The sequence below is a fragment of the Geodermatophilus aquaeductus genome (assembly GCF_900182545.1).
Lineage (GTDB): Bacteria > Actinomycetota > Actinomycetes > Mycobacteriales > Geodermatophilaceae > Geodermatophilus > Geodermatophilus aquaeductus.
The window spans coordinates 127,494-151,344 of the sequence record NZ_FXTJ01000008.1; the positions used below are offsets into that span (position 1 = coordinate 127,494).

The window sequence follows — 23,851 nt, forward strand, 5'->3', positions numbered from 1 at the left end:
TTTGACTCATTCAAGAAAAGCGCGTTGGGTGGGACCCGATGGAGACGACGTGGGCGCCGCGGCTGCGCGACGCCGGGCTGCGGGTCACCCGGCCCCGGCTCGCCGTCCTCGACGCCCTCGCCGGCCATCCGCACGCCGACGCGGACACGCTGGTCACGGTGGCCCGCCAGGCGCACCCCACGATCTCGCCGCAGGCCGTCTACGGCGTGCTCAAGGCGCTGGTCGCCGTCGGCCTGGCCCGCAGGGTCGAGCCCGCCGGCGCGCCCGCGCTGTACGAGGTCCGCGTGGGGGACAACCACCACCACCTGGTCTGCCGCTCGTGCGGTGCGGTCGCGGACGTCGACTGCACCGTGGGGGCGGCGCCGTGCCTGAGCCCGTCGGACACGTCCGGTTTCGTCGTCGACGAGGCCGAGGTCGTGTTCTGGGGGCTCTGCGCGGACTGCCAGGGCGCCGGCCGTCCGGCCGTCGTCCCCGGCGCGTCCGACCGTGTCCGTCAGCAGGCAGGACAGCAGCACACCCGAGGAGGAGCAGGAGCATGACCGACGTCGCATCGCAGGGCCCGGCCCCGAGCGAGGCCGACCGCGCGGTCCTGACCAACCGTCAGGGCCACCCGGTCTACGACAACCAGAACCAGCGGACGGTGGGCGCTCGCGGCCCCGCGACGCTGGAGAACTACCAGTTCCTCGAGAAGATCAGCCACTTCGACCGCGAGCGCATCCCCGAGCGCGTCGTGCACGCCCGCGGCGTGACCGCCTTCGGCTACTTCGAGGCCGACGGCACCGTCGGCGACGAGCCGATCGCGAAGTACACCCGCGCCAAGCTGTTCCAGGAGAAGGGCAAGCGCACCGACGTCGCGCTCCGCTTCTCGACCGTCGCCGGTGGCCGCGACTCCTCCGAGCTGGCCCGCGACCCCCGCGGTTTCGCCGTGAAGTTCTACACCGAGGAGGGCAACTGGGACCTCGTCGGCAACAACCTCGGTGTCTTCTTCATCCGCGACGCGATCAAGTTCCCCGACTTCATCCACTCGCAGAAGCCCGACCCGGTCACGTTCGAGGCCAGCGTCGCCGAGCGTGCGTTCGACTTCTTCAGCCAGACGCCCGAGGCCATGCACATGGTCATGCTGGTCTTCAGCCCCCGCGGGCTGCCCGCGTCCTACCGGACCATGCAGGGCTTCGGCGTGAACACCTACAAGTGGGTCAACGCGCAGGGTGAGACCCAGCTGGTCAAGTACCACTGGCTGCCCAAGCAGGGCGTGAAGTCCTACACCGCGGAGGACGGCGCGAAGGTGCAGGCGCAGATCCTCGGCGCCCACACCAAGGACCTTTACGGCGCCATCGAGGCCGGCGACTTCCCCTCCTGGGAGCTGCACGTCCAGCTGATGGACGACCACGAGCACCCCGAGCTGGACTTCGACCCGCTCGACGACACCAAGGTGTGGCCGGAGGAGCTCTTCCCGCTGCGCAAGGTCGGCACGATGACGCTGAACCGCATGCCGGAGAACTTCTTCACCGAGAACGAGCAGATCGCCTTCGGCACCGGCGTGCTCGTCGACGGCCTGGACTTCTCCGACGACAAGATGCTGGTCGGCCGGACGTTCTCCTACTCCGACACCCAGCGCTACCGGGTGGGCCCGAACTACCTGCAGCTGCCGGTGAACGCGCCGAAGGCCAAGGTCGCCACCAACCAGCGCGACGGCCAGATGGCCTACGGCGTGGACCTCGGCCCCGGCCAGAACCCGCACGTCAACTACGAGCCGTCGATCCTGGGCGGCCTGCGGGAGGCGCAGTACCCGACCCACGACGAGCAGGGCCCGGAGATCGTCGGCCGGCTCACCCGCAAGCGGATCCCGCGCACCAACGACTACGCGCAGGCCGGCGAGCGCTACCTGCTCTCGGAGCAGTGGGAGAAGGACGACCTGGTGACCAACCTGGTCGGCGCCCTCTCGCAGTGCCGCCGCGAGATCCAGGAGCGGATGGTCTGGCACTTCTTCATGGTCGAGGACGAGCTGGGCCAGCGCGTCGGTGACGCCCTGGGCATCACCGCCGACGACGTCCGCGGCCTGCCGCCGCTGCAGACGCAGACCCTCACCGAGGAGGAGCAGCAGCGCGCCGCCAACCTCGGCAAGAACGGCCCGCGCGACGTCACTGGCCACGTGATGACGCACTGCGTGCCCAACGAGCGGGTCGTCGTCTCCTGACACGCTCCCCCTGAGCACGACGCGGCGGGCCGCGACCGGGATCCCCGGTCGCGGCCCGTCCGCGTTCCCGGGACAGGGCGGCGCGGCTTCCGCTGACCGGGAGTCGAGTGGGGCCCGGCGCGCGGCGCACCTAGCGTCGGTCGACCGCGCCTGCCTCGCCGTGGAGGACCTCCGATGAGCACGACGCCCGTGCGCCCGACCGCTCCCGGGACGGCGGCCCGCGCCGCCGGCTGGGTGGCCCCGCTGTGCTGGATCGCCGTGCTCCTCGACGGCTTCGACCTCGTCGTCGTCGGGACCGTGGTGCCGACGCTGTCGCAGCCCGACGAGTTCGCCCTCACCGGCACCGGCGCCACCGCGGTGATCACCATCGGCCTCGTCGGGATGATGATCGGCGCGCTGACCATCGGCACGCTCACCGACCTGGTGGGCCGCCGCAAGGCGCTGATCGGCGCCGTGGCGTCCTTCTCGCTGTTCACGCTGCTGTGCGCGTTCGCGCCCAACGAGGTCGTGTTCGGGATCCTGCGCTTCCTCGCGGGGCTGGGTCTCGGCGGCTGCCTGCCCACCGCGATCGCGATGGTCAACGAGTTCACCCGGTCCGGGCGCAGCGGCCGGGCCACGACGACGATCATGACCGGCTACCACGTCGGCGCCGTCGCCACGGCCGCCCTGGCGATCGTGGTGATCCCGTCCCTGGGCTGGCGGTGGATGTTCGTCATCGGCGCCGCGCCGGCCCTGGTGCTGGTCCCGCTGATGATCGCGCGGCTGCCGGAGTCGGCGTCCTACCTGCAGGCCGCCGGGCGGCGCGCCGAGGCCGAGGAGGTCGCCCGCCGGCACGGCCTGGGGCTCGAGCGCGCCAGCGGCCCGGACGTCCCGGCCGGTGGCGGCGCGGCGGCGACGGTGCGCTCGCTGTTCACCGGCGGCTACGCCCGCAACACCCTGGCCATCGGCGTGACGTCGTTCATGGGCCTGCTGCTCGTCTACGGCCTCAACAACTGGCTGCCGACGATCATGCGCGAGGCCGGCTACGACCTCGGGGACTCCCTGGCGTTCCTGCTGGTCCTCAACGTGGGCGCCATCGTGGGCCTGCTCGTCGCGGGGAACGTCGCCGACCGCATCGGCGCCCGCGTCGCCGGGATGATCTGGTTCGCCTCGGGCGCGGTGTTCCTGGCCCTGCTCTCGGTGGAGCTGCCCACCGCCGGCCTCTACCTGATGTGCTTCCTGACCGGTTGCTTCGTGTTCTCGGCGCAGGTGCTGGTGTACGCGTTCACCAGCGCGAACAACCCGCCGGCGGTGCGCGCGACGGCGCTGGGCTGGTCGGCCGGGGCGGGACGGATCGGTGCCATCGTCGGCCCGGTCGTCACCGGTGCGCTGGTGACGGCCGGCATCGCGTTCCCGTGGGGCTTCTACGTGTTCGCCGTCGTCGGCGCACTCGGTGCGGTGGCGCTCAGCGTCACGCGGGCGCGCCGGGCGGCCTGACCCGCGCCGGCCGTCACTCCCGGCGGCGGTCCTGCTCCTCGCCGTCACCCGCAGGGCCCGGCAGCGACCGCCGACGGGCCGTCGGGACCGGGTCGTGCGGACCTGGTGGGGCGGCCGCCCGCAGGAGGAGCGTTCTCGCGTGCCGGGGTGGAACCCCACGCCCCGGTGGGGACGCCGGTGTGTGCCCGGGCCGTCAGCGCTCAGCTGCCGGGCCGGGTGCCGGCCGGCGGGGACGAGAGGACGAGGCCATGGACGATCCCCGCGAGGTCGCCGCGCGGTGGCAGGACGCGTACAACGCCCACGACCCGCAGCAGTTCCGTGCCGTCCTGGCGGAGGATGCCCGGCTGGTGAGTCCCAACGGCCTCTTCGAGGGATCGTCGGTGATCACCGGCTACATGATGGCGTGGGCCGATGCCTTCCCGGACTCGGGCTACACGGTGGAGCACGTGACGGTCGACGGGGACACGGTCGTCATCGAGTCGGTGTTCCGGGGGACGCACCTCGGGACGCTGGCCGATCCCAGCGGTGACCTGCCGGCCAGCGGCAGGCCGGTCGAGGCGCGCAGCTGCCACGCCGTCGTCGTCCGGGAGGGCGTCGCCCGGGAGGTCCGCATGTACTTCGACGTGTTCGGGTTCCTCGCGCAGCTCGGGGCCCTCCCGGCGGGGACGGCGGCCGGCTGACCGCGCCTCCCCTCCGGACGGCCCGGGCCGTCACTCCCGGCGGCGGTCCTGCTCGGCCAGGAAGCGCTCGAACTCCGCGCCGAGCTCGTCGCCGCTGGGCACCTCGCCGACGTCGCCGAGCAGGTCGCTGCCCTCGCGCGCGGCGGTGAACTGGTCGTACTGCTGCTCCAGCGCGGCGACCACGGCGGTGTTGTCCGCCGAGCGGGCGATCTGCTCGTCGACCTCGGTGCGGTGCTGCTGCGCGGCCTCCCGGAGCGTCTCCGTGGGCAGCAGCAGGCCGGTGAGCCGGCCGAGGTGCTCGAGCAGGGTGAGCGTGGCGGCCGGGTAGGTGGCCTGCGCGAGGTAGTGCGGGACGTGCGCGGCGACGCCGAGGGCGTCCACGCCGGCCTCGCCGAGGCGCATCTCCAGCAGCGCCGGGACGCTGCCCGGGACGCGGAGCTCGCCCCAGTACACGGGGTAGGACTCGATGAGCTGCCGGCGCGTGGCGTGCGCGGTGACGGTGACCGGCCGGGTGTGCGGCACCGGCATCGGGATGGCCTGCAGCGCCACCACCGACGTCACCCCGAGCCGCTCGACCAACCCGGCGACGGCGGCGACGAAGCCCTCCCACCGGTAGTCCGGCTCGGGCCCGGACAGCACCAGGAACTGCTCCCCGGCGTCGTCCTCGACCGCCGACAGCAGGATCTCCGGTGCCGCGAAGTCCTCGTAGCGGTCGCCGTTGAACGTCATCCGGGGACGGCGGGCGCGGTAGTCGACCAGCAGGTCGGCGTCGAACCGGGCGATCGTGCGGTGCGGCAGCGTGGCCAGCAGGTGGGCGACGGCCAGCGCGGAGGAGGACGCGGCGTCGAAGTCACCGGAGAGGGCGTGCACGAGCACCAGGCCGCGCCGGTCGACGGCTCCGCTCACCGCCTGCTCGGCGGCGAGGAGGGGTTCGGCCTCGGGGGTGAGCTCGACGAGCTCCTCGTGTCGCTGCGCCACGCTGGGCCTCCTGCTGGTCGGACGTCACCCCGGACAGCGACGGCGGGCCCGCCGGCATTCCCGGGTCAGCCGGGCGTGCCCGGTGCGCGGGTGAGGACGGCGCCCTCGTCGTCGCCGCGGACCTGGGTGTGCGTGCCGTCGCCGGCGACCTCGGGATGCCGGCCGTCGAGCACGTCGCGCACGTACCGGTAGACGACGGCGATCAGCGCGGCCACCGGCACCCCGAGGAAGGCGCCGATGATCCCGGCCAGGCTGCCCCCGGCGGTGACCGCGAGGATCACCACCGCCGCGTGCAGGTTGAACCCGCGGCCCTGGATGATCGGCTGCAGGACGTTGCCCTCGATCTGCTGCACCAGCAGCACGATCCCGAAGACGATCAGCGCCACCGTGAAGCCCTCGTCGACCAGCGCGATCAGCACCGCGAACGCACCGGCGACGAACGCGCCGATGATCGGGATGAACGCGCCGAAGAAGGTCAGCACGGCCAGCGGGATGACCAGCGGCACGTCGAGGATCCACAGCCCGATGCCGATGAAGAAGGCGTCGACGAAGCCGACCAGCGCCTGCTGCTTGATGAACTCCGACAGCGTGGACCAGGTCTTCTGCGACAGCGCGGCGACGTGCGGCGCGGCCCGCGGACCGGTCTGGGCGGCCAGCCACGGCACCCAGCGCGGACCGTCCTTGATGAAGAAGAAGGCCAGCACCAGCGCGAGCACCAGGTTGATCAGGCCGTTGCCGACGGCCGAGGCGCCGGTGGCGGCGTAGCCCGCGATCTCGGAGGCGTTGGACTGCACGGAGTCGGTCGCCTGGGCGACGACCTGGTCGAGCTGGTCGGCGTCGACGTTGAACGGCGGGCCCTGCAGCCACTGCTGCACCTGCACGATCCCGTCGGCGGCCTGGTCGGCGAGCTCGGTGACCTGGTCGGCGACCTGCGGCGCGATGACCGCGATCAGCCCGCCGATCAGGCCGAGGAAGAGCAGCAGCACGACCGCCGCCGCGAGTGCGGGGGGCCAGTGGTGGCGCCGCAGGAACCGCGTGGCCGGCCAGAGGACGGTGGCGAAGAGCAGGCCGAGGATGACCGGCAGCAGGATGACCCACAGCTTCCCGAGCACCCAGCCGATCACCACGATCGCCGCGCAGATCAGCAGCAACTGCGCCGAGGCGATCGCCAGCGTGCGGGTGGCCGAGCGGACGCGCTCGCCGCGCTCCCAGGCCGGCGCGGGGGCGACGGTGGCGTCGTGGTCACCCCTGCGCGGGTCGCCGGCGCCGCCCTCGCCGGTGAGCTCGGGAGCCGGTCCGCCGCCGGAGTCGGGCGGCGCAGCCGTGCCGGCGCCCGCCGCCGTGCGGGGTCCGGCCGCGGCGCTGCTGCCCGCGGCGGCACCGGGGGCCGCGGGGGCGCCGCCGCCGGCAGGGACGTCGTCCCGGCGTCCGGGCAGGCGGAACCTCATGCCGACATCGCACCACGGATCACGGCACTCCACCGTCCGGAGGCGGGAGCCCGGGTCGGGTGCCGGGCGACGGGGTAGGGCGGGGGAGCCGGGGACCCCGCCCCGGCCCCGACCAGGAGGTCCCCCGTGCCCGAGGTCCCGCAGCCGGTCACCGACAACAGCGTCAAGGTCCGTCAGCTCTCGCACTACCAGTTCAGCTGGATCGCCGGTGAGCCCGGCAAGCCCGGCACCTACACCCTGCAGCTCGTGCTCGACCAGGGCGCCTGGGAGGAGATCCTCACCCTCGACCCCGACGACGCCGACAACCTGCAGGACCTGCTCACCAACACCGAGACCGTGCACTACGACATCGAGCGCCGGGTGCTGATGTTCGGCGTCACCAAGGCCGGCTCCTGACCGCCGGCACGGCCCCGGCGCCCGGTGGACGGGGGCGCCGCTAGCGTCGGGGCCGTGCCCAGGACCGCCAGAGCCGACCGCGTCGAGCGCGCCGATCTGCTCGACTTCCTCCGCCCGCGGCACCGCGCGGTGCTGCTGACCCGCCGCCGCGAGGGCGGGGTGCAGCTGTCGCCGGTGACCTACGGCGTCGACGCCGAGGGGCGGGTCGTCGTCTCCACCTATCCGCAGCGCGCCAAGGTGCGCAACGCCCGCCGTGACCCCGCCGTCTCGCTGTGCGTGCTGTCCGACGAGTTCGACGACGCCTGGGTGCAGGTGGACGGCCGCGCCGAGGTGCTCGACCTGCCCGAGGCGCTGGAGCCGCTGGTCGAGTACTTCCGGTCGATCAGCGGCGAGCACCCCGACTGGGACGAGTACCGCGAGGCGATGGCCCGGCAGGGCAAGTCGCTGCTGCGGATCACGATCGACGGCTGGGGTCCGGTGGCCACCGGCGGCTTCCCGCCGGAGCTCGCCCAAGCCTGAGCGGCGCGCCGGGCAAGCCCAGGAGCTTGCGCCCCGCCCCGTCGGAGGCGACGCTGCGCGCGTGCCCCTGGCCGTCGCCTGCGCTCCGCGGACCGCGGGTGCCGCCGCGGGGGGACCGCCGGCGGTGCTCGGCTCCCGGGCGCGGCCGGTGGGGGAGGGCTGGGTCGCCGTCGTCGACGACGCCGCCGCGGCCGTGGACGCCGTCGTCGCACTCGTGCGCGGCGGGAGCTCCCGGATCGGAGTGGGCGCGGCGGCGCCCGGTCCCGGCGACGGCCCGGTGACACTGGCCGCGCGCCGCGCCCTGGAGGCCGCCGGGCGCCGTCCGGCCCGGCTGGCGGTGCGCGGGACCGACCCCGAGTCCGCGGCCGACGCCCAGGCGGTGCTCACCGCGCTGGCCGTCGTGCTCGCCCGGCGCAGCGCCGCGGCGTGGGCGGCGGTCGACCTGCTCGCCGCCGGGGCGACCCGGGCCGCGGCCGCCGCGACGCTCGGCGTCTCGCGGCAGGCGGTCGCCCAGCGGCTGGCCGCGGCGGCGTGGGACCTCGAGCGGGAGCTGCGCCCCACCGCCGCCCGGCTGCTCGACCGCGCCGCCGGCCGGCCGCCCGTCTGAGGGACACCGCCGCGCGGCGTGATCACCGCACGCGGGAGGATGCGGGTGTCCCGTCCCCAGGAGGCCCCCGTGTCCCAGCCCGTTCAGCCGCAGCGCAACGCCGAGCTCCTCGGTGTCTACGTCAACGACCACCTGGCCTCGGCCACCGGCGGCATCGAGCTGGTCTGCCGGATGATCGGCGTGCACCGCGGCTCGCGCTGGGAGGCCCCCCTCGTGCAGCTGCTCGGCGAGCTGCGCGAGGAGAAGTCCTCGCTGCTGGCCATGGCCCGGGCGCTGGACGTCCCGGTGCGCCAGTACAAGCAGCTGGGCGTGTGGCTGGCCGAGAAGGTCACCCGCGTCAAGCTCAACGGGCGGCTGCTGTCGCGCTCGCCGCTGTCGGACCTCGTCGAGTTCGAGTTCCTCGCCTCGGGCGTGCGCGCCAAGCGCAGCGGCTTCGAGACCCTGCGGATCGTGGCGGAGGTCGACGCCCGCCTCGACAAGGCCGAGCTGGACCGGCTCATCGACCAGGCGCACCGCCAGTACGAGTGGCTCACCGACGCCCGTCGCGACGTCGCCGCCGACGTCTTCGGCGGCCGGGCGCAGGCCGCGGAGCGCACCGGGGGCCACTGAGCACCGCCGGACGCAGGCTGGTAGCACTGCGGGCATGTGCCACGACCCCGCCAGCCGCCCGCCCGCACCGCCGCGCACCGGCGCGGTGGGCGACACCGGGCTGACCGTCCTCACCGCGGCCGACGGCACGCGGTTCTCCGCCGCGTACGCGCTGCCGGCCGACGTCGCCGCCGCGACCGCGGGGGTCGTCGTCCTGCCCGACATCCGCGGCCTGCACCCCTACTACGTGGCGCTGGTCGAGCGGTTCGCCGAGGCCGGCGTGCCCGCCGTCGCGATCGACTGGTTCGGGCGCACCGCCGGCACCGCCGAGGGCGGCACGCGCGACGCCGACTTCGACTGGCAGACGCACGTCCCGCAGACGACCCCCGAGGGCATCGACGCCGACCTCACCGCCGCGATCGCCGAGCTGCGGGGGCGCACGCGCCCGGGGCTGCCGGTGGTCACCGTCGGCTTCTGCTTCGGCGGCAGCCACTCCTGGCGGCAGGCCGGAGGCGACCACGACGTCGCCGCCTGCGCCGGCTTCTACGGCCGCCCGGCGATGGTCGGCGACGCCGCCGCCCGCGCCTCGCGCCCGACGCTGATGCTGATCGCGGGGGCCGACGCCGCGACGCCCGTCGAGGACCAGCTCGCGCTCGCCGAGACCATGCGCGGCGGCGGGGCCGACGTCACCACCGCGGTCTACGACGGCGCACCGCACTCCTTCTTCGACCGTGCCGCCCCCGAGTGGGAGGACGCCTGCCAGGACGCCTGGCGCCGCCTGCTCGACCTCGTCGACCGCGCCGGCAGCGGGGCGGCGTCGTGAGCGAGCCGATCGACCCCGGGGTCCTCGAGCTGGCCCACCGGGTCTTCGACCTTGCCCGGTTCGGGCACACCGAGGAGCTCACCGCCTACGTCGACGCCGGGGTGCCGGTCGACCTCACCAACGACAAGGGCGACACGCTGCTCATCCTCGCTGCCTACCACGACCACCCGGAGACGGTCGCCGCGCTGCTGGCCCGCGGCGCCGACCCCGGGCGGGCCAACGACCGGGGGCAGACGGCGCTGGCCGCGGCGGTGTTCCGCCGGTCGGAGGCCGGGGTGCGGACCCTGCTCGAGGCCGGTGCCGACCCCGACGCCGGAGGGCCCAGCGCCCGCGAGACCGCGGCGTTCTTCGACCTGCCGGAGATGACCGCGCTGCTGCAGCGCGGCGTCGACTGAGGCTCCCACCGGGAGCAGTCCGGGCGTGACACCCTGGTGTGCCACGTCACGCAGCGGGGGAGGGACGACCATGGCCACGCAGTCGCACCTGCCCGGCGCGGGTGCCGACGGGACGCACGCCGGGGCCTCCCGGCTGACGCCGTCGCCGGAGCGGACCGAGTTGCCCGCCGACCTCCCCGTGGACACCGTCGTCGCCGGGGTCCGCGCGAACGGTGCCCCGTCCCCGTCCCCGTCCCCGTCCCCGTCCCCGTCCCCGGACGGCGGCGCGCGGGACGCGGGCGCCGGATCCGAACCCGGCAGCCTGACCGGGAGCCGGGTGCTGCCGCGTTGGCTGCTGCTGCTCGTCGGTGCGGCCGCCGCGACGATCGCCATCGCCGGGGTGCGCGAGATCGCGTGGCTGATCGCGCCGGTGATGCTGGCCCTGGTCGTCGTCGTGGCGCTCATGCCGGTGCAGCGCTGGCTGCTGCGCCACCACGTACCGCGCTGGGCCGCGGCCACCGTCCTGCTGGTGCTCGTCTGGAGCGTGCTGCTGGGCTTCGGCTCGCTGCTCATCGTGGCGATCGCGCAGTTCGCCGCCCTGCTGCCGACCTACGCGCCGCAGTTCGCCGTCCTGCTCGACGACACCGTCCGGCGGCTCGACGAGGCCGGGTGGTCCTCCACCCAGATCCAGGAGCTGGTCGACCGGTTCGACTACGGCCAGCTCGTCGGCGTGGCCACCGGCCTGCTCGCCCGGATCACCGACACCGCGACCACGCTGGTGCTCCTGCTGTCCGCGATGGTCTTCCTGGCCATCGAGTCCGGCGGGTTCGGCCGGCGGCTGGCGCTGGTGGCCGAGGAGCGGCCGCACCTGCCGATCGCGCTCGGACTGTTCGCCCGCGGCACCCGCAGCTACCTGCTGGTGAGCACGGTGTTCGGCGGGATCGTGGCGGTGGGGGACACCATCGCGCTGGCGTTCCTCGACGTGCCCCTGCCGGTGCTGTGGGGCCTGCTGTCGTTCATCACCAACTACGTGCCCAACATCGGCTTCGTGCTCGGCGTCATCCCGCCGGCGCTGCTCGGCCTGCTCGACGGCGGCTGGACCGAGTTCTGGGTCGTCCTCGGCGTCTACGCGCTGCTCAACTTCGTCGTCCAGACGCTCATCCAGCCGCGCTTCGTCGGCGACTCGGTGGGCCTGTCGATGACGGTCACCTTCCTCGCCCTGCTGTTCTGGGGCTGGGTGCTGGGTGCGCTGGGCGCGCTGCTGGCGATCCCGCTCACGCTGCTGGTCAAGGCGCTCCTGGTCGACGTCGACCCGCGCGGGCACTGGCTCGACGCCCTGCTGCGGGAGGAACCACGGCCCCCGCGGACCAGCCGCGCCCGCAAGCGCGCGCACGACCGCCGGGCCGCGCTCGCGTCGGTGCGGTCGCTGCACCCGCACTGGCCCTCGCGGCGGCAACACCCGGACTGACCAGCGCTTTCCTGGAATGTCAGGGGTCAGGAGGACGTTGTCCACATACCGGGTGACTGCCCGGTGAGACCCCTGAGGAGGATCCCGTGAAGGGAGATCGTGTCGAGGTCGTCATCGACGCCGGTGGCACCACCCGCACCTACGAGATCGAGGCCACGCGCGCCGGGCGGCGTGTGGACGTCAGCCACGGCCGCGGGGTCGTGGAGGTCACCGAGAGCACCCGCGGCGGCACGCCGGTCCGCACCGCGCGGTTCATGTCCGGCCGCGTGCTGGCGCTGGTCGAGCACCCCGCCGCCCGCGTGGTGCTCGACGACGACGAGCCGGTGACGGCGCTGCGCCGCACCGCGTGAACAACGGCGCCGGCGGGCCCGCCGGCGCCCCGGAACTCGTCGTCATGGTCGGCCTGCAGGGCGCGGGCAAGTCGACGTGGGTGCAGCGGCACCTGGCGTCGACACACGCGGTGGTGAGCAAGGACCACTGGCCCCGCGCCCGCCGGCGGGAGGCCCGGCAGCAGCGCGTGGTCGCCGAGCTGCTCGCGGCCGGGCGCAGCGTCGTCGTCGACAACACCAACCCCTCGCCGGAGGAGCGCGCGCCGCTGGTGGCCGCGGCCCGCGCCGCCGGCGTCCCCGTCCGCGCGGTGTGGGTGGACACCCCGCTGGAGCAGTGTCTGGCGCGCAACGAGGCCCGCGAGGAGCGCTACCGCGTGCCCCTCGTCGGCGTCCTGTCCGCGCGCTCGCGGTTCCGCGCGCCGTCGCTGGACGAGGGGTTCGACCGGGTCGACGTCGTCCGCGCCGGGAGCTGACGCCCCGGGGCGTCCTGTGCGGCCGAGGGGAGCGGTGCGGTAGACACTGCACGCCCGTCCGCCCCGCCCCTCCCGGAGGTCCCCCCGTGCTGGCCAGCATCGGCTACGCCGTCGCCTACACCGCCGTCGGCCTCGTGCTGCTGGCCCTCGGCTACCTCGCCCTCGACCTGCTGACGCCCGGCCACCTGGGCCGGCGCATCTACGAGGACCGGTCGGTGAGCGCGGCGATCGTGCTGTCGGCGGGATTCCTCGCCCAGGGCGCGATCATCTTCACCACCATCTGGACCAACGCCACGGCCGGCTTCGGCCAGGCGCTGCTCTACACCGTGGTGTTCGGCGTGCTCGGCGTCCTGCTGCAGGCGGTCGCGTTCCTCGCCCTCGACCTGCTCACGCCGGGGAAGATGGGCTCCCTCGTCACCGAGGTCGGCTTCCACCCCGCGAGTCTGGTCAGCGCCGCGGCCCAGCTGTCGGTGGCCGCGATCATCGTCGCCTCCATCTGGCCCTGAGCCCGCACCGGCGGGCCCTCCGGAGGAACGCCCGGGGCCCGACGTAACGTGTCCGGCGCAGCGCGGGTTACCCGCCGGTATCCCGGCGGGCGGCCCCGAACCGGACGGCCGGCGACGACGCCGCCCCCACCCAGCGAGAGGAACGACAATGAGCGAGGCAACCCCCCGCGTCGCCATCGTGACCGGTGCCGCGCGCGGCATCGGTGCCGCGACGGCGCAGCGGCTGGCCGCCGACGGCTACGCCGTGGCCGTGCTCGACCTCGACGAGGCGAACACCAAGGAGACCGTGCAGGCCATCGAGGGCGCCGGCGGCACGGCGCTCGGCGTGGGTGCCGACGTCAGCGACGCCGAGCAGGTGCAGGCCGCCGTCGACCGGGTCGCCGCCGAGCTCGGCCCGCCCGTCGTGCTGATCAACAACGCGGGCGTCACCCGCGACAACATGCTGTTCAAGATGACCGAGGTCGACTGGGACGTCGTCATGAACGTGCACCTGCGCGGTGCCTTCCTCATGGCGCGGGCCTGCCAGAAGTACATGGTCGACGCCAAGTTCGGCCGGATCGTCAACCTGTCGAGCGTCTCGGCGCTGGGCAACCGCGGCCAGGCCAACTACTCGACGGCGAAGGCCGGCCTGCAGGGCTTCACCAAGACCCTCGCCATCGAGCTCGGCAAGTTCGGCGTCACCGTCAACGCCATCGCCCCCGGGTTCATCCAGACCGAGATGACCAAGGCCACCGCGGAGCGCATGGGCATCGCCTTCGAGGACTTCATCAAGGGTGCGGCCTCGCAGATCCCGGTGGCCCGCGTCGGCCAGCCCGAGGACATCGCCCACCTGGTGTCGTTCTTCGTCAGCGAGGGTGCCGGCTTCGTGTCCGGCCAGGTCGTCTACGCCGCGGGCGGCCCCCGCGCCTGAGGTGCACGGCGCCTGAGCACGAGCGCCTGAGACGTACGGAACGCCGGCCGGCGGGCACAGCGCCTCGCCGGCCGGCGTTGCACGTCGCGTGACCGAACCGCTCCGCCTCGTCGTCCTCGGTGACTCGATCGCGTACGGCACCGGTGCCACCCGCGTCGAGGACGGCCTCGGCCCGCGGCTGGCGCAGGTCCTGCGCGGCGAGGGCATCGACACCGATCTCACCGTGCTGGCCGTGCCCGGCGCGGTGTCCCGCGACCTCGCCGCCCAGGTGCGCCGGGCCGCGCCGCTGGGCGCCGACCTCGCCGTCGTGGTGATCGGCGCCAACGACCTCGCCCGCTTCCTCCCCGCGGATGTAGCCACCGCCGCGCTCGGCGCCGCCGTCCGGGACCTGCGGGCCGCCGGGACCGACGTCGTCGTGGTCCCCGCCCCCGACATGTCCAGCGTGCCGTTCGTGCCGCCGGCGCTGCGGCCGGTCGTGCGGGCCGCGTGCGCCCTGCTGCAGCAGCGCCAGGCCGAGGTCGCCGTCGCGCACGGTGCGACCGTCGCCGCGGTGTCGGCGGAGGTGGGCAGCGCCTTCGGCCTCGACCCGTCGCTGTTCTCCGCCGACCGGTTCCATCCCTCCTCGGCCGGCTACGCCCGGATCGCCGCGGCGCTGGCCCCCTCCGTACTGGCCGCCGCCCGCGACCGCCGGGACCGCCGGGCCGCCTGAGCGATCCGGCGGCCCCGCCGCTCACATGTCGCGGTAGCGCTTCGCCGCGGCGAGCGCCTCGGTCAGCCGCCCGGCGTCGAGGTCGGCCCCGTAGCCGGGGGTGTCGCGCTGGATGCGCCAGCCCTCGGCCAGCTTGCCGAGGTCGACCACGTCGAAGCCGAGCTCGTCGATGAACGAGGCCACCGTCTCCCTCGCCGACGCGTCGTCGCCGGCGATGGCCAGCGCCCGCCGGTTCGGCGTCCCCGGCGGGGTCCGGCGCGCGGTGATGTCCGCGGCGGCGATGTGGTTGAACGCCTTCACCACGCGCGAGGTGGGCAGGTGCTCCTGCAGCAGCTCCGCGGTCGTCGTCGTCTCGTCGTCCAGCGCGGCGACGTGCCCGTCGCGCTGCGGGTAGTAGTTGTTCGTGTCGATGACGACCTTGCCGGCCAGCGGCTCCACCGGGACGTCGCCGACGGCCTTGAGCGGCACGGTGACGACGACCAGGTCGCCCGCGGCACCGGCTTCGGCGGCGGTGGCCGCGCGGACGGTGCCCGTGCGCGACGGGCGGTCGCCGAGGGCGTCGACGAGGCCGGCGAGGGTCTCGGGGCCGCGGGAGTTGGAGAGCACGACGTCGTAGCCGATGTCGCTCGCTGCCTGTGCGAGCGCCGTGCCGATGTGGCCGGCGCCGATGATGCCGAGAGTGGTCATGCCCCGCGGCAACGCGCAGGTCGGCGGCTCATTCCCGGGCCCCGGCACGGCCTCCGTCTCGGTCGAGCGCGTCGGCCAGGAGCTCGGCGAGGTGCCGCCCGGGCCGGTCGGCGAGCTGGTCGAGCTGCGTGCGGCAGGAGAACCCGTCGGCCAGGACGACGGCGTCCGGGCCGGCCTCGCGGACGGCGGGCAGCAGCTGCTGCTCGGCGATCGCCACCGACACGTCGTGGTGCCCGCGCTCCACGCCCCAGTTGCCCGCCAGCCCGCAGCACCCGCCCAGGCGGGTGACCGTCGCGCCCGCGCTGCGCAGCAGCTTCTCGTCGGTGGCCCAGCCCATCACCGCGTGGTGGTGGCAGTGCGGCTGCGCGACCACCTCGACGCCGGCCAGCGACGGCGGCGTCCACCCCTCGGTGGCGGTGAGCAGCTCGGCGAGCGTCCGCGTCCCCGCGGCGACCCGCGCAGCGGCCGGCTCGTCGAGCAGCTCGACGGCGTCGCTGCGCAGCGCCGCGGTGCACGAGGGCTCCACGCCGACGATCGGGATGCCGGCGTCGGCCAGCGGCGCGAGCTTCGCCACCGTGTGGGCGAGGATGCGCCGCGCGGTGTCGAGCTGGCCGGTCGTCGTCCAGGTCAGGCCGCAGCAGGTGTCGTCGCCGGGCACCTGCACCGAGTAGCCCGCCGCCTCGAGCACCCGCGCCGCGGCCAGGGCGACCTCCGGGGCGAAGTGGTCGGTGAACGAGTCCACCCACAGCGCCACCGGGGCGCCGCCGCCGGGGCGCGCCGGCCACTGCTGCCGGAAGGTGCGCGGCGCGAACGAGGGCAGCGAGCGCCGCTGGTCCACGCCCGCGCCCCACTTCGCCACCCGGCCGCCGAGCCGTGAGCGCATGACCGCGTTGACCAGCCGGGGCGCCCGGGCTGCGAGGTCGGACCACATGGGCAGCTTGCCCAGCGTGTAGTGCGACAGCGGCCGGACGCGGCGGCGGTAGCTCTGGTGCAGCACCTCGGACTTGTAGCTGGCCATGTCCACGCCGGTCGGGCAGTCGCGCGAGCAGCCCTTGCACGACAGGCACAGGTCCAGCGCCTCGTGCACCTCCGGCGAGCGCCAGTCCCGCACCGGGCCGCCGGGGGCGAGCATCTCCTGCAGCACCCGGGCGCGGCCGCGGGTGGAGTCCTTCTCCTCGCGGGTGGCGGGGTAGGACGGGCACATCACCGCGACGCCCGAGGGCTCGGCCCGGCACTTGCCGACGCCGGTGCAGCGGTGCACCGCGTTGGAGAAGTCGCCGTCGTCGTGCCGGTACAGCAGCGCCAGCTCCTCGCGCAGCCGCGGCGCGGCGGCCACCCGGACGTCGTCGTCGAGGCGGGCCGGGCGCACCAGCACGCCGGGGTTGAGCACGTCGTCGGGGTCGAACAGGCCCTTGACCCGGGCGAACAGGTCGAGCGTGGCGGGGGAGTACATGGTGCTCAGCAGCTCGCTGCGGGCGCGGCCGTCGCCGTGCTCGCCCGACACCGACCCGCCGTAGCGGGCGACCAGCCGGGCGGCGTCCTCCACGAAGGCGCGGTAGGCGGCCCGGCCGCGGTCGGGCTCGCGGCCGAACGGGAAGTCGATGCGCACGTGCACGCAGCCGTCGCCGAAGTGGCCGTACGGCACGCCCTGCAGGCCGTGCTGGTCGAGCAGCGCGTCGAACTCCCGCAGGTAGGCGCCCAGCGAGGTCACCGGGACCGCGGCGTCCTCCCAGCCGGCGTGCGCGGGGCGGCCGTCGGAGGTGCGCGCGGCCAGCCCGGCGCCGTCCTCGCGGATCCGCCAGATCGCCGCGGCGTGCGCGACGTCGGTGACCACCATGCTGTCGAGCGCCCCGGCGTCGGCCACCACGGCCGCGCCCGTGGCCTGCACCTCGGCGACGGTGTCTCCGGTGACCTCCACGATCAGCCAGCCGGCGCCCTTCGGCAGGTCCGGGACGACGGCGGCCGGCACGTCGCGCAGCCGCTGCACGATCCGCTCGTCGAGGCCCTCGACGGCGGTGGGCCCGTGCCGCAGCAGCCTCGGCGTCGCGTCGGCAGCGTCGGCCATCGAGGGGTAGCCGAGCACGACCAGCCCGCGGAACGGCGCGTCGGCGACCAGCCGCACGGTGGCGCCGAGGACGACGGCCAGCGTCCCCTCGCTGCCCACCAGCGCGCGGGCGACGTCGAAGCCGTGCTCGGGCAGCAGGTGCTCCAGCGAGTAGCCCGACACCTGCCGGCCGAAGGTGCCCAGCTCGGTGCGGATGGTGGCCAGCTCGCCGGCGACCAGGCTGCGCAGGTCGTCGAGGCCGGACGGAGCGGTCCCCGAGGCCAGCCGCAGCCGCTGCCCGGCGCCGGTGACCACGTCGAGGCCGACCACGTTGTCCGACGTGCGGCCGTAGCCCAGCGCCCGCGAGCCGCAGGCGTTGTTGCCGATCATCCCACCGATCGTGCAGCGGTTGGACGTGCTCGGGTCGGGGCCGAAGCGCAGCCCGGCCGGCCGGGCGGCGTTCTGCAGCGCGGCCTGCACGACACCGGGGTCGACGACGGCGGTGCGCGTCTCGGCGTCGACGGAGTGCACCCGGGAGAGGTACCGGCTGGTGTCGACGACGACGCCGGTGCCCACGGCGTTGCCGGCGATCGAGGTGCCCGCGCCGCGCATGGTCAGCGGCACGCCGAGCTCGCGGCAGACCTCGAGGGCGGCGACCACCTCGTCGGCGGACCGCGGGCGGACGACGGCGCGCGGCAGCACGCGGTAGAGCGAACCGTCGGAGGAGTACAGCGCGCGGGCGAGGCCGGAGTCGTCGACGTCGCCGATCCCGGCGCGGCGCAGTGCTGCGGTGACCTCGGTGGTGTCGGCGTCCGGCCGGGCGGCGGTGGTGCTCACCGGCCCAGTGTCCCCGGTGCCGTCCGGCGTGCGGACGGCACCGGGGAGCGGGTCAGTCCTCGGTGGGCGGCTCGTCCTTCCCGGACTCCTCCGCCTCGTCGGCCTCCTCCTTGGTGTGGTGCACCGCGCCGTCGGCGTGCTCCGGCGGGCCGTAGACGGTGTAGAGCACCAGCGGGTTCGGCCCGGTGTTGAGGAAGTTGTGCTTCGTGCCGGCCGGGACGACGACGAGGTCGCCCTGGGCCACCTTCTTGGTGGCGCCGCCGACCTTCGCCTCACCGACGCCGCTGACGAAGGTGAGGATCTGGTCGATGTCCTCGTGGACCTCCTCGCCGATCTCCCCGCCCGGCGGGATGGTCATGACGACGAGCTGGGTGTTCTTCCCCGTCCACAGGACCCGGCGGAAGTCCGGGCTCTCCTCGGCGACGGTCGCGATGGTGAAGTGGATGACGGACGCCATGGGCGGCGCTCCTCCCTGTCTCGTGGCACCGGGGACGGTGCTCCTCGAACTGGCCTTGCCCCTCAGCCGCGCCGCCTACGCCTGTCCGGCGCCGGGGTGGTGCGCACGTGTGAGTGCCTGCTAGCGTCGGCCCACCTCGGTTGGACAGTCCAACCGACCTGCTGCTGGGGGCTCGTGTGTCCCGCTCGGTCACGTCCCGGAACGACGCCGCACCCGCCGCCGTCGGCCCTCCGCTCGCCGTCCTGCAGCGGCGGACGCTCGCCGTCGTCGCGGCCAGCACCCTCGTCGTCCTCGCCGCCTTCGTCACCCCGCTGGCCACCTCGGTGGCCACGGCGGCCGACCTCGGCACCGGCGCGGGCGGGCAGGCGTGGCTGCTGTCGGCGATGAGCGTGGGGCTGGCCGCGGCGCTGCTGGTCACCGGCGCGGCCGCCGACGACGTGGGTCGCCGGCGGGTGTTCACCGGCGGCCTGGTGCTGCTGGCCGTGGGCGCCGCGCTGACCGCCGCGGCGGGCTCCACCGGGGTCTTCGTCGCCGGCCGGCTGGTCGAGGGCGTCGGCGGCGCGGCGGTCCTCGCCTGCTCGCTGGGCCTCATCGCTCAGGTGTTCCCGCTCGGGCCGGCGCGGGCCCGGGCGGCGGCGGTCTGGGGCGCCGCCCTCGGTGCCGGGACCGGCGTCGGCGGGCTGGCCGCGGTGCTGCTCGACGGCGAGACCGGCTGGCGTGCCACGCACGCGGCGACCGCGGCCGTCACGCTGCTGCTGGCGGTCGCCGCGCGGCTGCTCCTGCCGGGGGCCGCGCCGGGACGCCGTCCGCGGGTCGACGTCCCCGGGCCGGTGCTGCTCGTGGCCGCGGTGTGCTGCCTGCTCGTCGGGCTGGTGGCCACCCGCACCGGCGCGGGGGCCGGCGCGGTGGTCGGGCTGATCGCCGGCGGCGTCGTGCTGGCGGCCGCCTTCGTCCTGGCCGAGAGCCGGGTGCGCGCGCCGATGGTCGACCTCGGGCTGTTCCGCGTGCGCGGGTTCGTGGCCGCCACGCTCGGCGCGCTGGTCACCGGGGCGGCCACCGTCGGGCTGATGTCCTTCCTGGCCACCGTGCTCCAGCGCGCCCTGGGCGAGAGCCTGCTGGCGGTGACGGTGCTCGTGCTGGTGTGGTCCGCGGTGGCGACGGCGACGTCGGTGGGGCTGCGTTGGCTGCCCGGGATCGACGGGCGGGTGCTGCTGGCCGGCGGCCTCGCGGTGTCGGCGGCGGGGCTGGCCGCGCTCGCCGTCCTCGACACCGGCAGCCGGGCCACGGCCCTGCTGCCGGGCCTGGTCGTCCTCGGCGTCGGCTACGGGGCGGCCAACGCCGCGCTGGGCCGGGAGGCGGTGGCGCACGTGCCGGCGGAGCGGGCCGGGATGGGCAGCGGGGCGAACAACACCGCGCGCTACCTCGGCGCCGCCGTCGGCGTCACCCTCGTCGTCCTGCTGGTCACCGCCGGCGCGCCGGCCGGCACCGCGGCCGGGCTGCTCGCCGGGTGGGACGCCGCCGCGTTCGCCGGCGCCGGGCTCAGCGCGGCCGGGGCACTGGCGGTGCTGGCACTGCGACCGGCCCGCCGCTGATCGCGGGCCGGGCGCTCAGGGACGGCGGGTGACCAGCCGCACGAGCACCTCGGTGGCGACGTCGGTGTCCTCGTCGAGGTGGGCGGCCTCGCCGCGCTCGACGCGGGCGAGCACCAGCTCGTTGAGCCCGCCGACGGCGGCCAGCACCAGCGCGCGGTCCACCGGGCGCACCTCGTCGGGGTGCTGCTCGGCGAGGTCGGAGGCGACGCCGCAGATGAGCTCGACGTAGCGGTCGATCACCTGGCGGCGCAGGGCGAGGGCGTGCCGGCCGGCCGCCTGCACCTCCACCAGCGCCGCCCAGGCCACGTCGGGGTTGGCGGCGAGCACCTCGAGGTAGGCGTGCACGGCGGTGCGCAGCCGCTGCGGCCAGGACAGCCCGTCGGCGACGGCGCGCTGCTGGGCGGCGTGCACGGTCTCCAGCATCGCGTCCGTGGCGCGGGTGTAGAGCTCGAGGAGGCAGTGCTCCTTGTCGCGGAAGTGCGCGTAGACGACGGTCTTGGAGACCCGGCCCTCGCGGGCGATGTCGGAGATCGTCGTCGCGCGGTAGCCCTTGGCGGCCATGCAGGTGGCCAGCGCGAGGAGGATGCGCACCCGGCGGTGGGCGTCGTCCTCGGTCAGGCCCTCCGGTGAGACCAGTGCTGTGGCCACGGGGAGAGCGTAGGGCCCGGTGATCTGGCCGCGGGGAACGCCGTCGGCTCGGTTCCCCAGTAACCATGCTCACCATGATGGGGGATTGGCGTCCAGAACCGGGCTGAAGCGCCTACCGGCCGGTATTCTCTCAACCATGCTCTCCGCCCAGCGGCCCCGCGCCGACGCTCCCCGGCCCATCAAGCGGGGTGCGAAGGTCGCCGAGGCGCTGGCGCAGGAGATCGTGCACGAGATCGTCTCCCGGAAGCTCCCGCCGGGCACGCTGCTGTCCTCCGAGGCGCAGATGCTCGAGGACTACGGCGTCGGCCGCGGGTCGCTGCGCGAGGCCCTGCGCATCCTCGAGGTGCACGGGCTGATCACGATGAAGCCGGGGCGCAACGGCGGCCCGATGGTCATCGAGGTCGGCAGCCGTGACTACGGCCGGATGTCGACGCTGTTCTTCCACCTCGGGGGGATGACCTTCGGGCAGCTCGTCGAGGCGCGGCTCATCCTCGAGCCGATGATGGCCCGGCTGGCCGCCGAGCGGCGCGGCCAGGAACTGGTCGGCCAGCTCGCGGACCCCGACGTGACGGCGGTCGAGGACGACACCGCCTACTTCGACGCGACGAAGGACTTCCACCGCGGCGTGGCCTCGATGTCGGGCAACCCGGTGCTCAACCTGCTCTGCGTCTCGCTGGAGGACATCTTCCGCGACCAGGTCAACGGCTTCCTCTCGCCGAGCGACGAGCGCAAGCACGTGCTCGAGGTGCACGCCGCCGTGGCCGCGGCGATCGCGCAGGGCGACGCCGACGCCGCCGAGCGGCTCATGCGGGAGCACATGCAGGAGTACGCCGACTGGGTGCTCCAGCGGCACCCGCAGCTGATGGACCAGGTCATCAGCTGGCAGTGACCGCGCTCAGCGCCCCCTCCATCCGGGGGCGCGCTTCTCGGTGAACGCCCGCGCGTCCTCCGGGGACCGGATCGGCGCGTAGACCCCCCACGACCGCGCGAACGCCTCCTCGGCCGGCCGCCGCCGGCCCCTCGACGGCGGCGATCAGCGGCTCGGCCGGCGGCCGCCGGAACGGCTCACCGTGTCATCCGGCTGCTCCGCGGCACGTCTCCTCCCTCGCCCGCGTTCGCTGCCGACTCACTTGGGCTGCATCCGGATCGCGCCGTCGAGCCGGATCGTCTCCCCGTTGAGCATCGGGTTGTCCACGATGGCCAGCGCCAGCCGGGCGAACTCGTCGGGGACGCCGAGCCGCCTCGGGTGCGGCGTCATCTGGCCCAGCGAGTCGCGCACGCTCTGGGGGAGCCGGGCGAGGATGGGGGTGTCGAAGGTGCCGGGGGCGATGGTCACGACGCGGATCAGCTTGCTGGCGAGGTCGCGGGCGGCGACGAGCGTGAGCCCGACGATGCCGGCCTTGGCCGAGGCGTAGGGGAGCTGGCCGATCTGGCCCTCCCACGCTGCCACCGACGCGGTGAGCACGCAGACCCCCCGCTCCTCACCGTCGACCGGCTCGTGTGCCGCCATCCGCGCGGCGGCCTGGCTGAGGACGTTGAAGGTCCCGATGAGGTTGACCCGCACGATCGACTCGTAGAACTCGAGCGATCCGGGCCTGCCCTCCTTGTCGACGACGCGCATCGCGCCGCCGCGGCCGGCGCAGTGCACCAGCGTGCGCAGCGGTCCGAGCTCGTCGGCCTGAGCGACGGCGGCCGCGACCGCCTCCGGGTCGGTCACGTCGGCGGCGGCGAAGCGCGTCTTCCCGCCCAGCTCGGCGGCGACGTCGGCACCGGCCGACGTCGGCAGGTCGACGAGGACGGTCGGCACACCGCGCTCGACCAGCCGGCGCGCGGTGGCCAGGCCGAGGCCCGACGCCGCACCGGTGACGACCGCGGACCCTGCAGTGACGTCCATGGTTCAGCCCTTCGCCGAGAGGTTCTCGATGACCATGGCGTTGGCCATGCCGCCGGCCTCGCACATGGTCTGCAGTCCGTACCGCTGGCCGGTGTCCTCGAGGAAGCCGAGCAGCGTGGTGGCCAGCCGGACGCCGGAGGCGCCCAGGGGGTGCCCGAGGGCGATGGCACCGCCGCGCGGGTTGAGCCGGGCGTCGTCGACGCCGAACTCGGCCTGCCAGGCCAGCGGGACCGAGGCGAAGGCCTCGTTGACCTCGACGGCGGCGACGTCGTCGAGCGACAGGCCGGAGCGGGCGAGCAGCCTGTGGGTGGCCGGGATCGGCCCGGTGAGCATGAGCACCGGGTCGTCACCGGTGACGGCGCTGGCCACGATCCGCGCCCGCGGCTTCAGTCCGAGCGCGCCGGCCCGCTCCTCGCTCATCACCAGGACCGCGGCCGCGCCGTCGGTGAGCTGCGAGGAGTTGCCGGCGGTGATCTTCCAGTCCAGCTCCGGGAAGCGGGCGGCGAGCGGATGGCCGGCGAAGGCGGCCTTCAGCCCGGCCAGTCTCTCGGGCGTCGTGCCGGGACGGATGGTCTCGTCGGCGGAGACGACACCGTCGGGTGTGGTGACGGGGATGATCTCGCGGTCGAAGGCCCCGGACGCGGTGGCCTCGGCGGCGCGGGCGTGCGAGCGGGCGGCGTACGCGTCGAGCCGCTCGCGGGACAGGCTCCACTTGTCGGCGACCAGCTCCGCGGAGATCCCCTGCGGCACCAGCCCGGGGGAGTAGCGCTCGGCCACGCGCGGTCCGTGGGGGTCGGCGTCGCCGCGGGCCGATCCCATCGGCACCCGGCTCATCGACTCCACCCCGGCCGCGACGACGACGTCGTATGCGCCGGCGACCACGCCCTGGACGGCGAAGTCGAGCGCCTGCTGGCCCGAGCCGCACTTGCGCTCGATGGTCACCGAGGGCACCGACTCCGGCCAGCCCGCTGCCAGCACCGCCTGCCGGCCCGGCGTCGCGGACTGCTCGCCGTTCTGGCCGACGCAGCCGACGAGCACGTCGTCGACGGTGGCGGGGTCGAGGTCACTGCGCTGCGCGAGCGCCTGGAGCACCTGGGCGAGCAGGTCGACCGGGTGCAGCCCGGACAGGGCACCCCCGGGCTTGCCGCGGCCCATCGGGCTGCGGACGGCGTCGACGACGACGGCTGCGGGCACGGTCTCGTCCTCTCGGA

At 74.9% G+C, this 23,851-nt stretch carries 26 protein-coding genes; 18 read left to right on the plus strand and 8 right to left on the minus strand.

Annotation, left to right across the window (positions count from 1 at the left end; genetic code table 11):
- Nucleotides 1–38 precede the first annotated feature (38 nt).
- The 4 genes from FN207_RS18770 (at nucleotide 39) to FN207_RS18785 (ending at nucleotide 4,353) form a co-directional block, all read left to right on the plus strand.
- The gene (locus tag FN207_RS18770; protein ID WP_142459972.1) at nucleotides 39–539 is read left to right on the plus strand and encodes a Fur family transcriptional regulator; all 501 of its coding nucleotides are present in this window, start codon (nucleotides 39–41) and stop codon (nucleotides 537–539) included.
- Nucleotides 536–2,197 (plus strand): catalase, encoded by a 1,662-nt coding sequence (locus FN207_RS18775; RefSeq protein ID WP_142459973.1) that lies wholly within the window; start codon nucleotides 536–538, stop codon nucleotides 2,195–2,197. Before FN207_RS18770 ends, FN207_RS18775 begins: the two co-directional genes overlap by 4 nt.
- A gap of 174 nt (nucleotides 2,198–2,371) precedes the next feature.
- On the plus strand, nucleotides 2,372–3,673 hold the full coding sequence (locus tag FN207_RS18780) for an MFS transporter (protein WP_142459974.1): 1,302 nt from the start codon (nucleotides 2,372–2,374) through the stop codon (nucleotides 3,671–3,673).
- Between the two features lie 248 nt (nucleotides 3,674–3,921).
- Nucleotides 3,922–4,353: an ester cyclase gene (locus FN207_RS18785; protein WP_142459975.1), complete on the plus strand. Its 432-nt coding sequence runs from the start codon at nucleotides 3,922–3,924 to the stop codon at nucleotides 4,351–4,353.
- 30 nt (nucleotides 4,354–4,383) lie between these two features.
- On the opposite strand, the gene FN207_RS18790 is transcribed toward FN207_RS18785, so the two are convergent.
- Nucleotides 4,384–5,331: a proteasome assembly chaperone family protein gene (locus tag FN207_RS18790; protein ID WP_142459976.1), complete on the minus strand. Its 948-nt coding sequence runs from the start codon at nucleotides 5,329–5,331 to the stop codon at nucleotides 4,384–4,386.
- A 65-nt stretch (nucleotides 5,332–5,396) separates the two neighbouring features.
- A complete protein-coding gene (locus FN207_RS18795) occupies nucleotides 5,397–6,779 on the minus strand; it encodes an AI-2E family transporter (RefSeq protein WP_142459977.1) in 1,383 nt (460 codons plus the stop codon).
- A 126-nt stretch (nucleotides 6,780–6,905) separates the two neighbouring features.
- On the opposite strand from FN207_RS18795, the gene FN207_RS18800 reads away from it, so the two are divergent.
- From FN207_RS18800 to FN207_RS18855, 12 genes are all read left to right on the plus strand, one after another.
- The gene (locus tag FN207_RS18800) at nucleotides 6,906–7,175 is read left to right on the plus strand and encodes a hypothetical protein (protein ID WP_142459978.1); all 270 of its coding nucleotides are present in this window, start codon (nucleotides 6,906–6,908) and stop codon (nucleotides 7,173–7,175) included.
- Between the two features lie 54 nt (nucleotides 7,176–7,229).
- Complete coding sequence (locus FN207_RS18805) at nucleotides 7,230–7,694, plus strand: PPOX class F420-dependent oxidoreductase (protein WP_142459979.1); 465 nt, start codon at nucleotides 7,230–7,232, stop codon at nucleotides 7,692–7,694.
- A 61-nt stretch (nucleotides 7,695–7,755) separates the two neighbouring features.
- On the plus strand, nucleotides 7,756–8,301 hold the full coding sequence (locus FN207_RS18810; RefSeq protein ID WP_142459980.1) for a hypothetical protein: 546 nt from the start codon (nucleotides 7,756–7,758) through the stop codon (nucleotides 8,299–8,301).
- Between the two features lie 69 nt (nucleotides 8,302–8,370).
- Entirely contained in the window at nucleotides 8,371–8,910 is a 540-nt protein-coding gene (locus FN207_RS18815) for a hypothetical protein (protein ID WP_246066180.1), read from the plus strand.
- A gap of 34 nt (nucleotides 8,911–8,944) precedes the next feature.
- Nucleotides 8,945–9,712 (plus strand): dienelactone hydrolase family protein, encoded by a 768-nt coding sequence (locus FN207_RS18820; RefSeq protein ID WP_142459981.1) that lies wholly within the window; start codon nucleotides 8,945–8,947, stop codon nucleotides 9,710–9,712.
- Entirely contained in the window at nucleotides 9,709–10,107 is a 399-nt protein-coding gene (locus FN207_RS18825) for an ankyrin repeat domain-containing protein (RefSeq protein WP_142459982.1), read from the plus strand. The genes FN207_RS18820 and FN207_RS18825 overlap by 4 nt, the downstream gene beginning before the upstream one ends.
- A gap of 316 nt (nucleotides 10,108–10,423) precedes the next feature.
- Nucleotides 10,424–11,554: an AI-2E family transporter gene (locus FN207_RS18830; protein WP_246066181.1), complete on the plus strand. Its 1,131-nt coding sequence runs from the start codon at nucleotides 10,424–10,426 to the stop codon at nucleotides 11,552–11,554.
- An 86-nt stretch (nucleotides 11,555–11,640) separates the two neighbouring features.
- Nucleotides 11,641–11,904 (plus strand): hypothetical protein, encoded by a 264-nt coding sequence (locus FN207_RS18835; RefSeq protein WP_142459984.1) that lies wholly within the window; start codon nucleotides 11,641–11,643, stop codon nucleotides 11,902–11,904.
- Nucleotides 11,901–12,356: an ATP-binding protein gene (locus FN207_RS18840; protein ID WP_246066182.1), complete on the plus strand. Its 456-nt coding sequence runs from the start codon at nucleotides 11,901–11,903 to the stop codon at nucleotides 12,354–12,356. Before FN207_RS18835 ends, FN207_RS18840 begins: the two co-directional genes overlap by 4 nt.
- A gap of 86 nt (nucleotides 12,357–12,442) precedes the next feature.
- Nucleotides 12,443–12,862: a DUF350 domain-containing protein gene (locus FN207_RS18845; protein ID WP_110907411.1), complete on the plus strand. Its 420-nt coding sequence runs from the start codon at nucleotides 12,443–12,445 to the stop codon at nucleotides 12,860–12,862.
- Between the two features lie 148 nt (nucleotides 12,863–13,010).
- On the plus strand, nucleotides 13,011–13,772 hold the full coding sequence (gene fabG / locus FN207_RS18850) for a 3-oxoacyl-ACP reductase FabG (protein WP_142459985.1): 762 nt from the start codon (nucleotides 13,011–13,013) through the stop codon (nucleotides 13,770–13,772).
- An 88-nt stretch (nucleotides 13,773–13,860) separates the two neighbouring features.
- Nucleotides 13,861–14,481: an SGNH/GDSL hydrolase family protein gene (locus tag FN207_RS18855; RefSeq protein ID WP_142459986.1), complete on the plus strand. Its 621-nt coding sequence runs from the start codon at nucleotides 13,861–13,863 to the stop codon at nucleotides 14,479–14,481.
- Nucleotides 14,482–14,502: 21 nt separating this feature from the next.
- Here the strand turns inward: FN207_RS18855 and FN207_RS18860 are convergent, their stop codons facing one another.
- The 3 genes from FN207_RS18860 to FN207_RS18870 are packed head-to-tail and all read right to left on the minus strand — an operon-like array spanning nucleotide 14,503 to nucleotide 18,506.
- Nucleotides 14,503–15,168, minus strand: a complete 666-nt coding sequence (locus tag FN207_RS18860) for an NADPH-dependent F420 reductase (RefSeq protein ID WP_142459987.1) — start codon at nucleotides 15,166–15,168, stop codon at nucleotides 14,503–14,505.
- Nucleotides 15,169–15,196: 28 nt separating this feature from the next.
- Nucleotides 15,197–18,049, minus strand: a complete 2,853-nt coding sequence (locus FN207_RS18865; RefSeq protein WP_142459988.1) for an FAD-binding and (Fe-S)-binding domain-containing protein — start codon at nucleotides 18,047–18,049, stop codon at nucleotides 15,197–15,199.
- A gap of 52 nt (nucleotides 18,050–18,101) precedes the next feature.
- A complete protein-coding gene (locus FN207_RS18870) occupies nucleotides 18,102–18,506 on the minus strand; it encodes a cupin domain-containing protein (protein ID WP_142459989.1) in 405 nt (134 codons plus the stop codon).
- Nucleotides 18,507–18,682: 176 nt separating this feature from the next.
- Between FN207_RS18870 and FN207_RS18875 the strand changes: the two genes are divergently transcribed.
- Complete coding sequence (locus FN207_RS18875; protein ID WP_221888280.1) at nucleotides 18,683–20,098, plus strand: MFS transporter; 1,416 nt, start codon at nucleotides 18,683–18,685, stop codon at nucleotides 20,096–20,098.
- Nucleotides 20,099–20,113: 15 nt separating this feature from the next.
- Here the strand turns inward: FN207_RS18875 and FN207_RS18880 are convergent, their stop codons facing one another.
- Entirely contained in the window at nucleotides 20,114–20,746 is a 633-nt protein-coding gene (locus tag FN207_RS18880) for a TetR/AcrR family transcriptional regulator (RefSeq protein WP_142459991.1), read from the minus strand.
- 136 nt (nucleotides 20,747–20,882) lie between these two features.
- On the opposite strand from FN207_RS18880, the gene FN207_RS18885 reads away from it, so the two are divergent.
- Nucleotides 20,883–21,635, plus strand: a complete 753-nt coding sequence (locus tag FN207_RS18885) for a FadR/GntR family transcriptional regulator (protein WP_142459992.1) — start codon at nucleotides 20,883–20,885, stop codon at nucleotides 21,633–21,635.
- A gap of 237 nt (nucleotides 21,636–21,872) precedes the next feature.
- Here the strand turns inward: FN207_RS18885 and FN207_RS18890 are convergent, their stop codons facing one another.
- Complete coding sequence (locus tag FN207_RS18890) at nucleotides 21,873–22,640, minus strand: SDR family NAD(P)-dependent oxidoreductase (RefSeq protein ID WP_142459993.1); 768 nt, start codon at nucleotides 22,638–22,640, stop codon at nucleotides 21,873–21,875.
- Between the two features lie 3 nt (nucleotides 22,641–22,643).
- The gene (locus FN207_RS18895; protein ID WP_142459994.1) at nucleotides 22,644–23,834 is read right to left on the minus strand and encodes a thiolase family protein; all 1,191 of its coding nucleotides are present in this window, start codon (nucleotides 23,832–23,834) and stop codon (nucleotides 22,644–22,646) included.
- Nucleotides 23,835–23,851: the final 17 nt, after the last annotated feature.

What these genes read in the sequence shown, in the direction of transcription:
- FN207_RS18770 (WP_142459972.1), top strand. Translation starts at nt 39, where the DNA reads ATGGAGACGACGTGGGCGCCGCGGCTGCGCGACGCCGGGCTGCGGGTC.
- FN207_RS18775 (WP_142459973.1), top strand. Translation starts at nt 536, where the DNA reads ATGACCGACGTCGCATCGCAGGGCCCGGCCCCGAGCGAGGCCGACCGC.
- FN207_RS18780 (WP_142459974.1), top strand. Translation starts at nt 2,372, where the DNA reads ATGAGCACGACGCCCGTGCGCCCGACCGCTCCCGGGACGGCGGCCCGC.
- FN207_RS18785 (WP_142459975.1), top strand. Translation starts at nt 3,922, where the DNA reads ATGGACGATCCCCGCGAGGTCGCCGCGCGGTGGCAGGACGCGTACAAC.
- FN207_RS18795 (WP_142459977.1), bottom strand. Translation starts at nt 6,779, where the DNA reads ATGAGGTTCCGCCTGCCCGGACGCCGGGACGACGTCCCTGCCGGCGGC.
- FN207_RS18820 (WP_142459981.1), top strand. Translation starts at nt 8,945, where the DNA reads ATGTGCCACGACCCCGCCAGCCGCCCGCCCGCACCGCCGCGCACCGGC.
- fabG (WP_142459985.1), top strand. Translation starts at nt 13,011, where the DNA reads ATGAGCGAGGCAACCCCCCGCGTCGCCATCGTGACCGGTGCCGCGCGC.
- FN207_RS18860 (WP_142459987.1), bottom strand. Translation starts at nt 15,168, where the DNA reads ATGACCACTCTCGGCATCATCGGCGCCGGCCACATCGGCACGGCGCTC.
- FN207_RS18870 (WP_142459989.1), bottom strand. Translation starts at nt 18,506, where the DNA reads ATGGCGTCCGTCATCCACTTCACCATCGCGACCGTCGCCGAGGAGAGC.
- FN207_RS18885 (WP_142459992.1), top strand. Translation starts at nt 20,883, where the DNA reads ATGCTCTCCGCCCAGCGGCCCCGCGCCGACGCTCCCCGGCCCATCAAG.
- FN207_RS18890 (WP_142459993.1), bottom strand. Translation starts at nt 22,640, where the DNA reads ATGGACGTCACTGCAGGGTCCGCGGTCGTCACCGGTGCGGCGTCGGGC.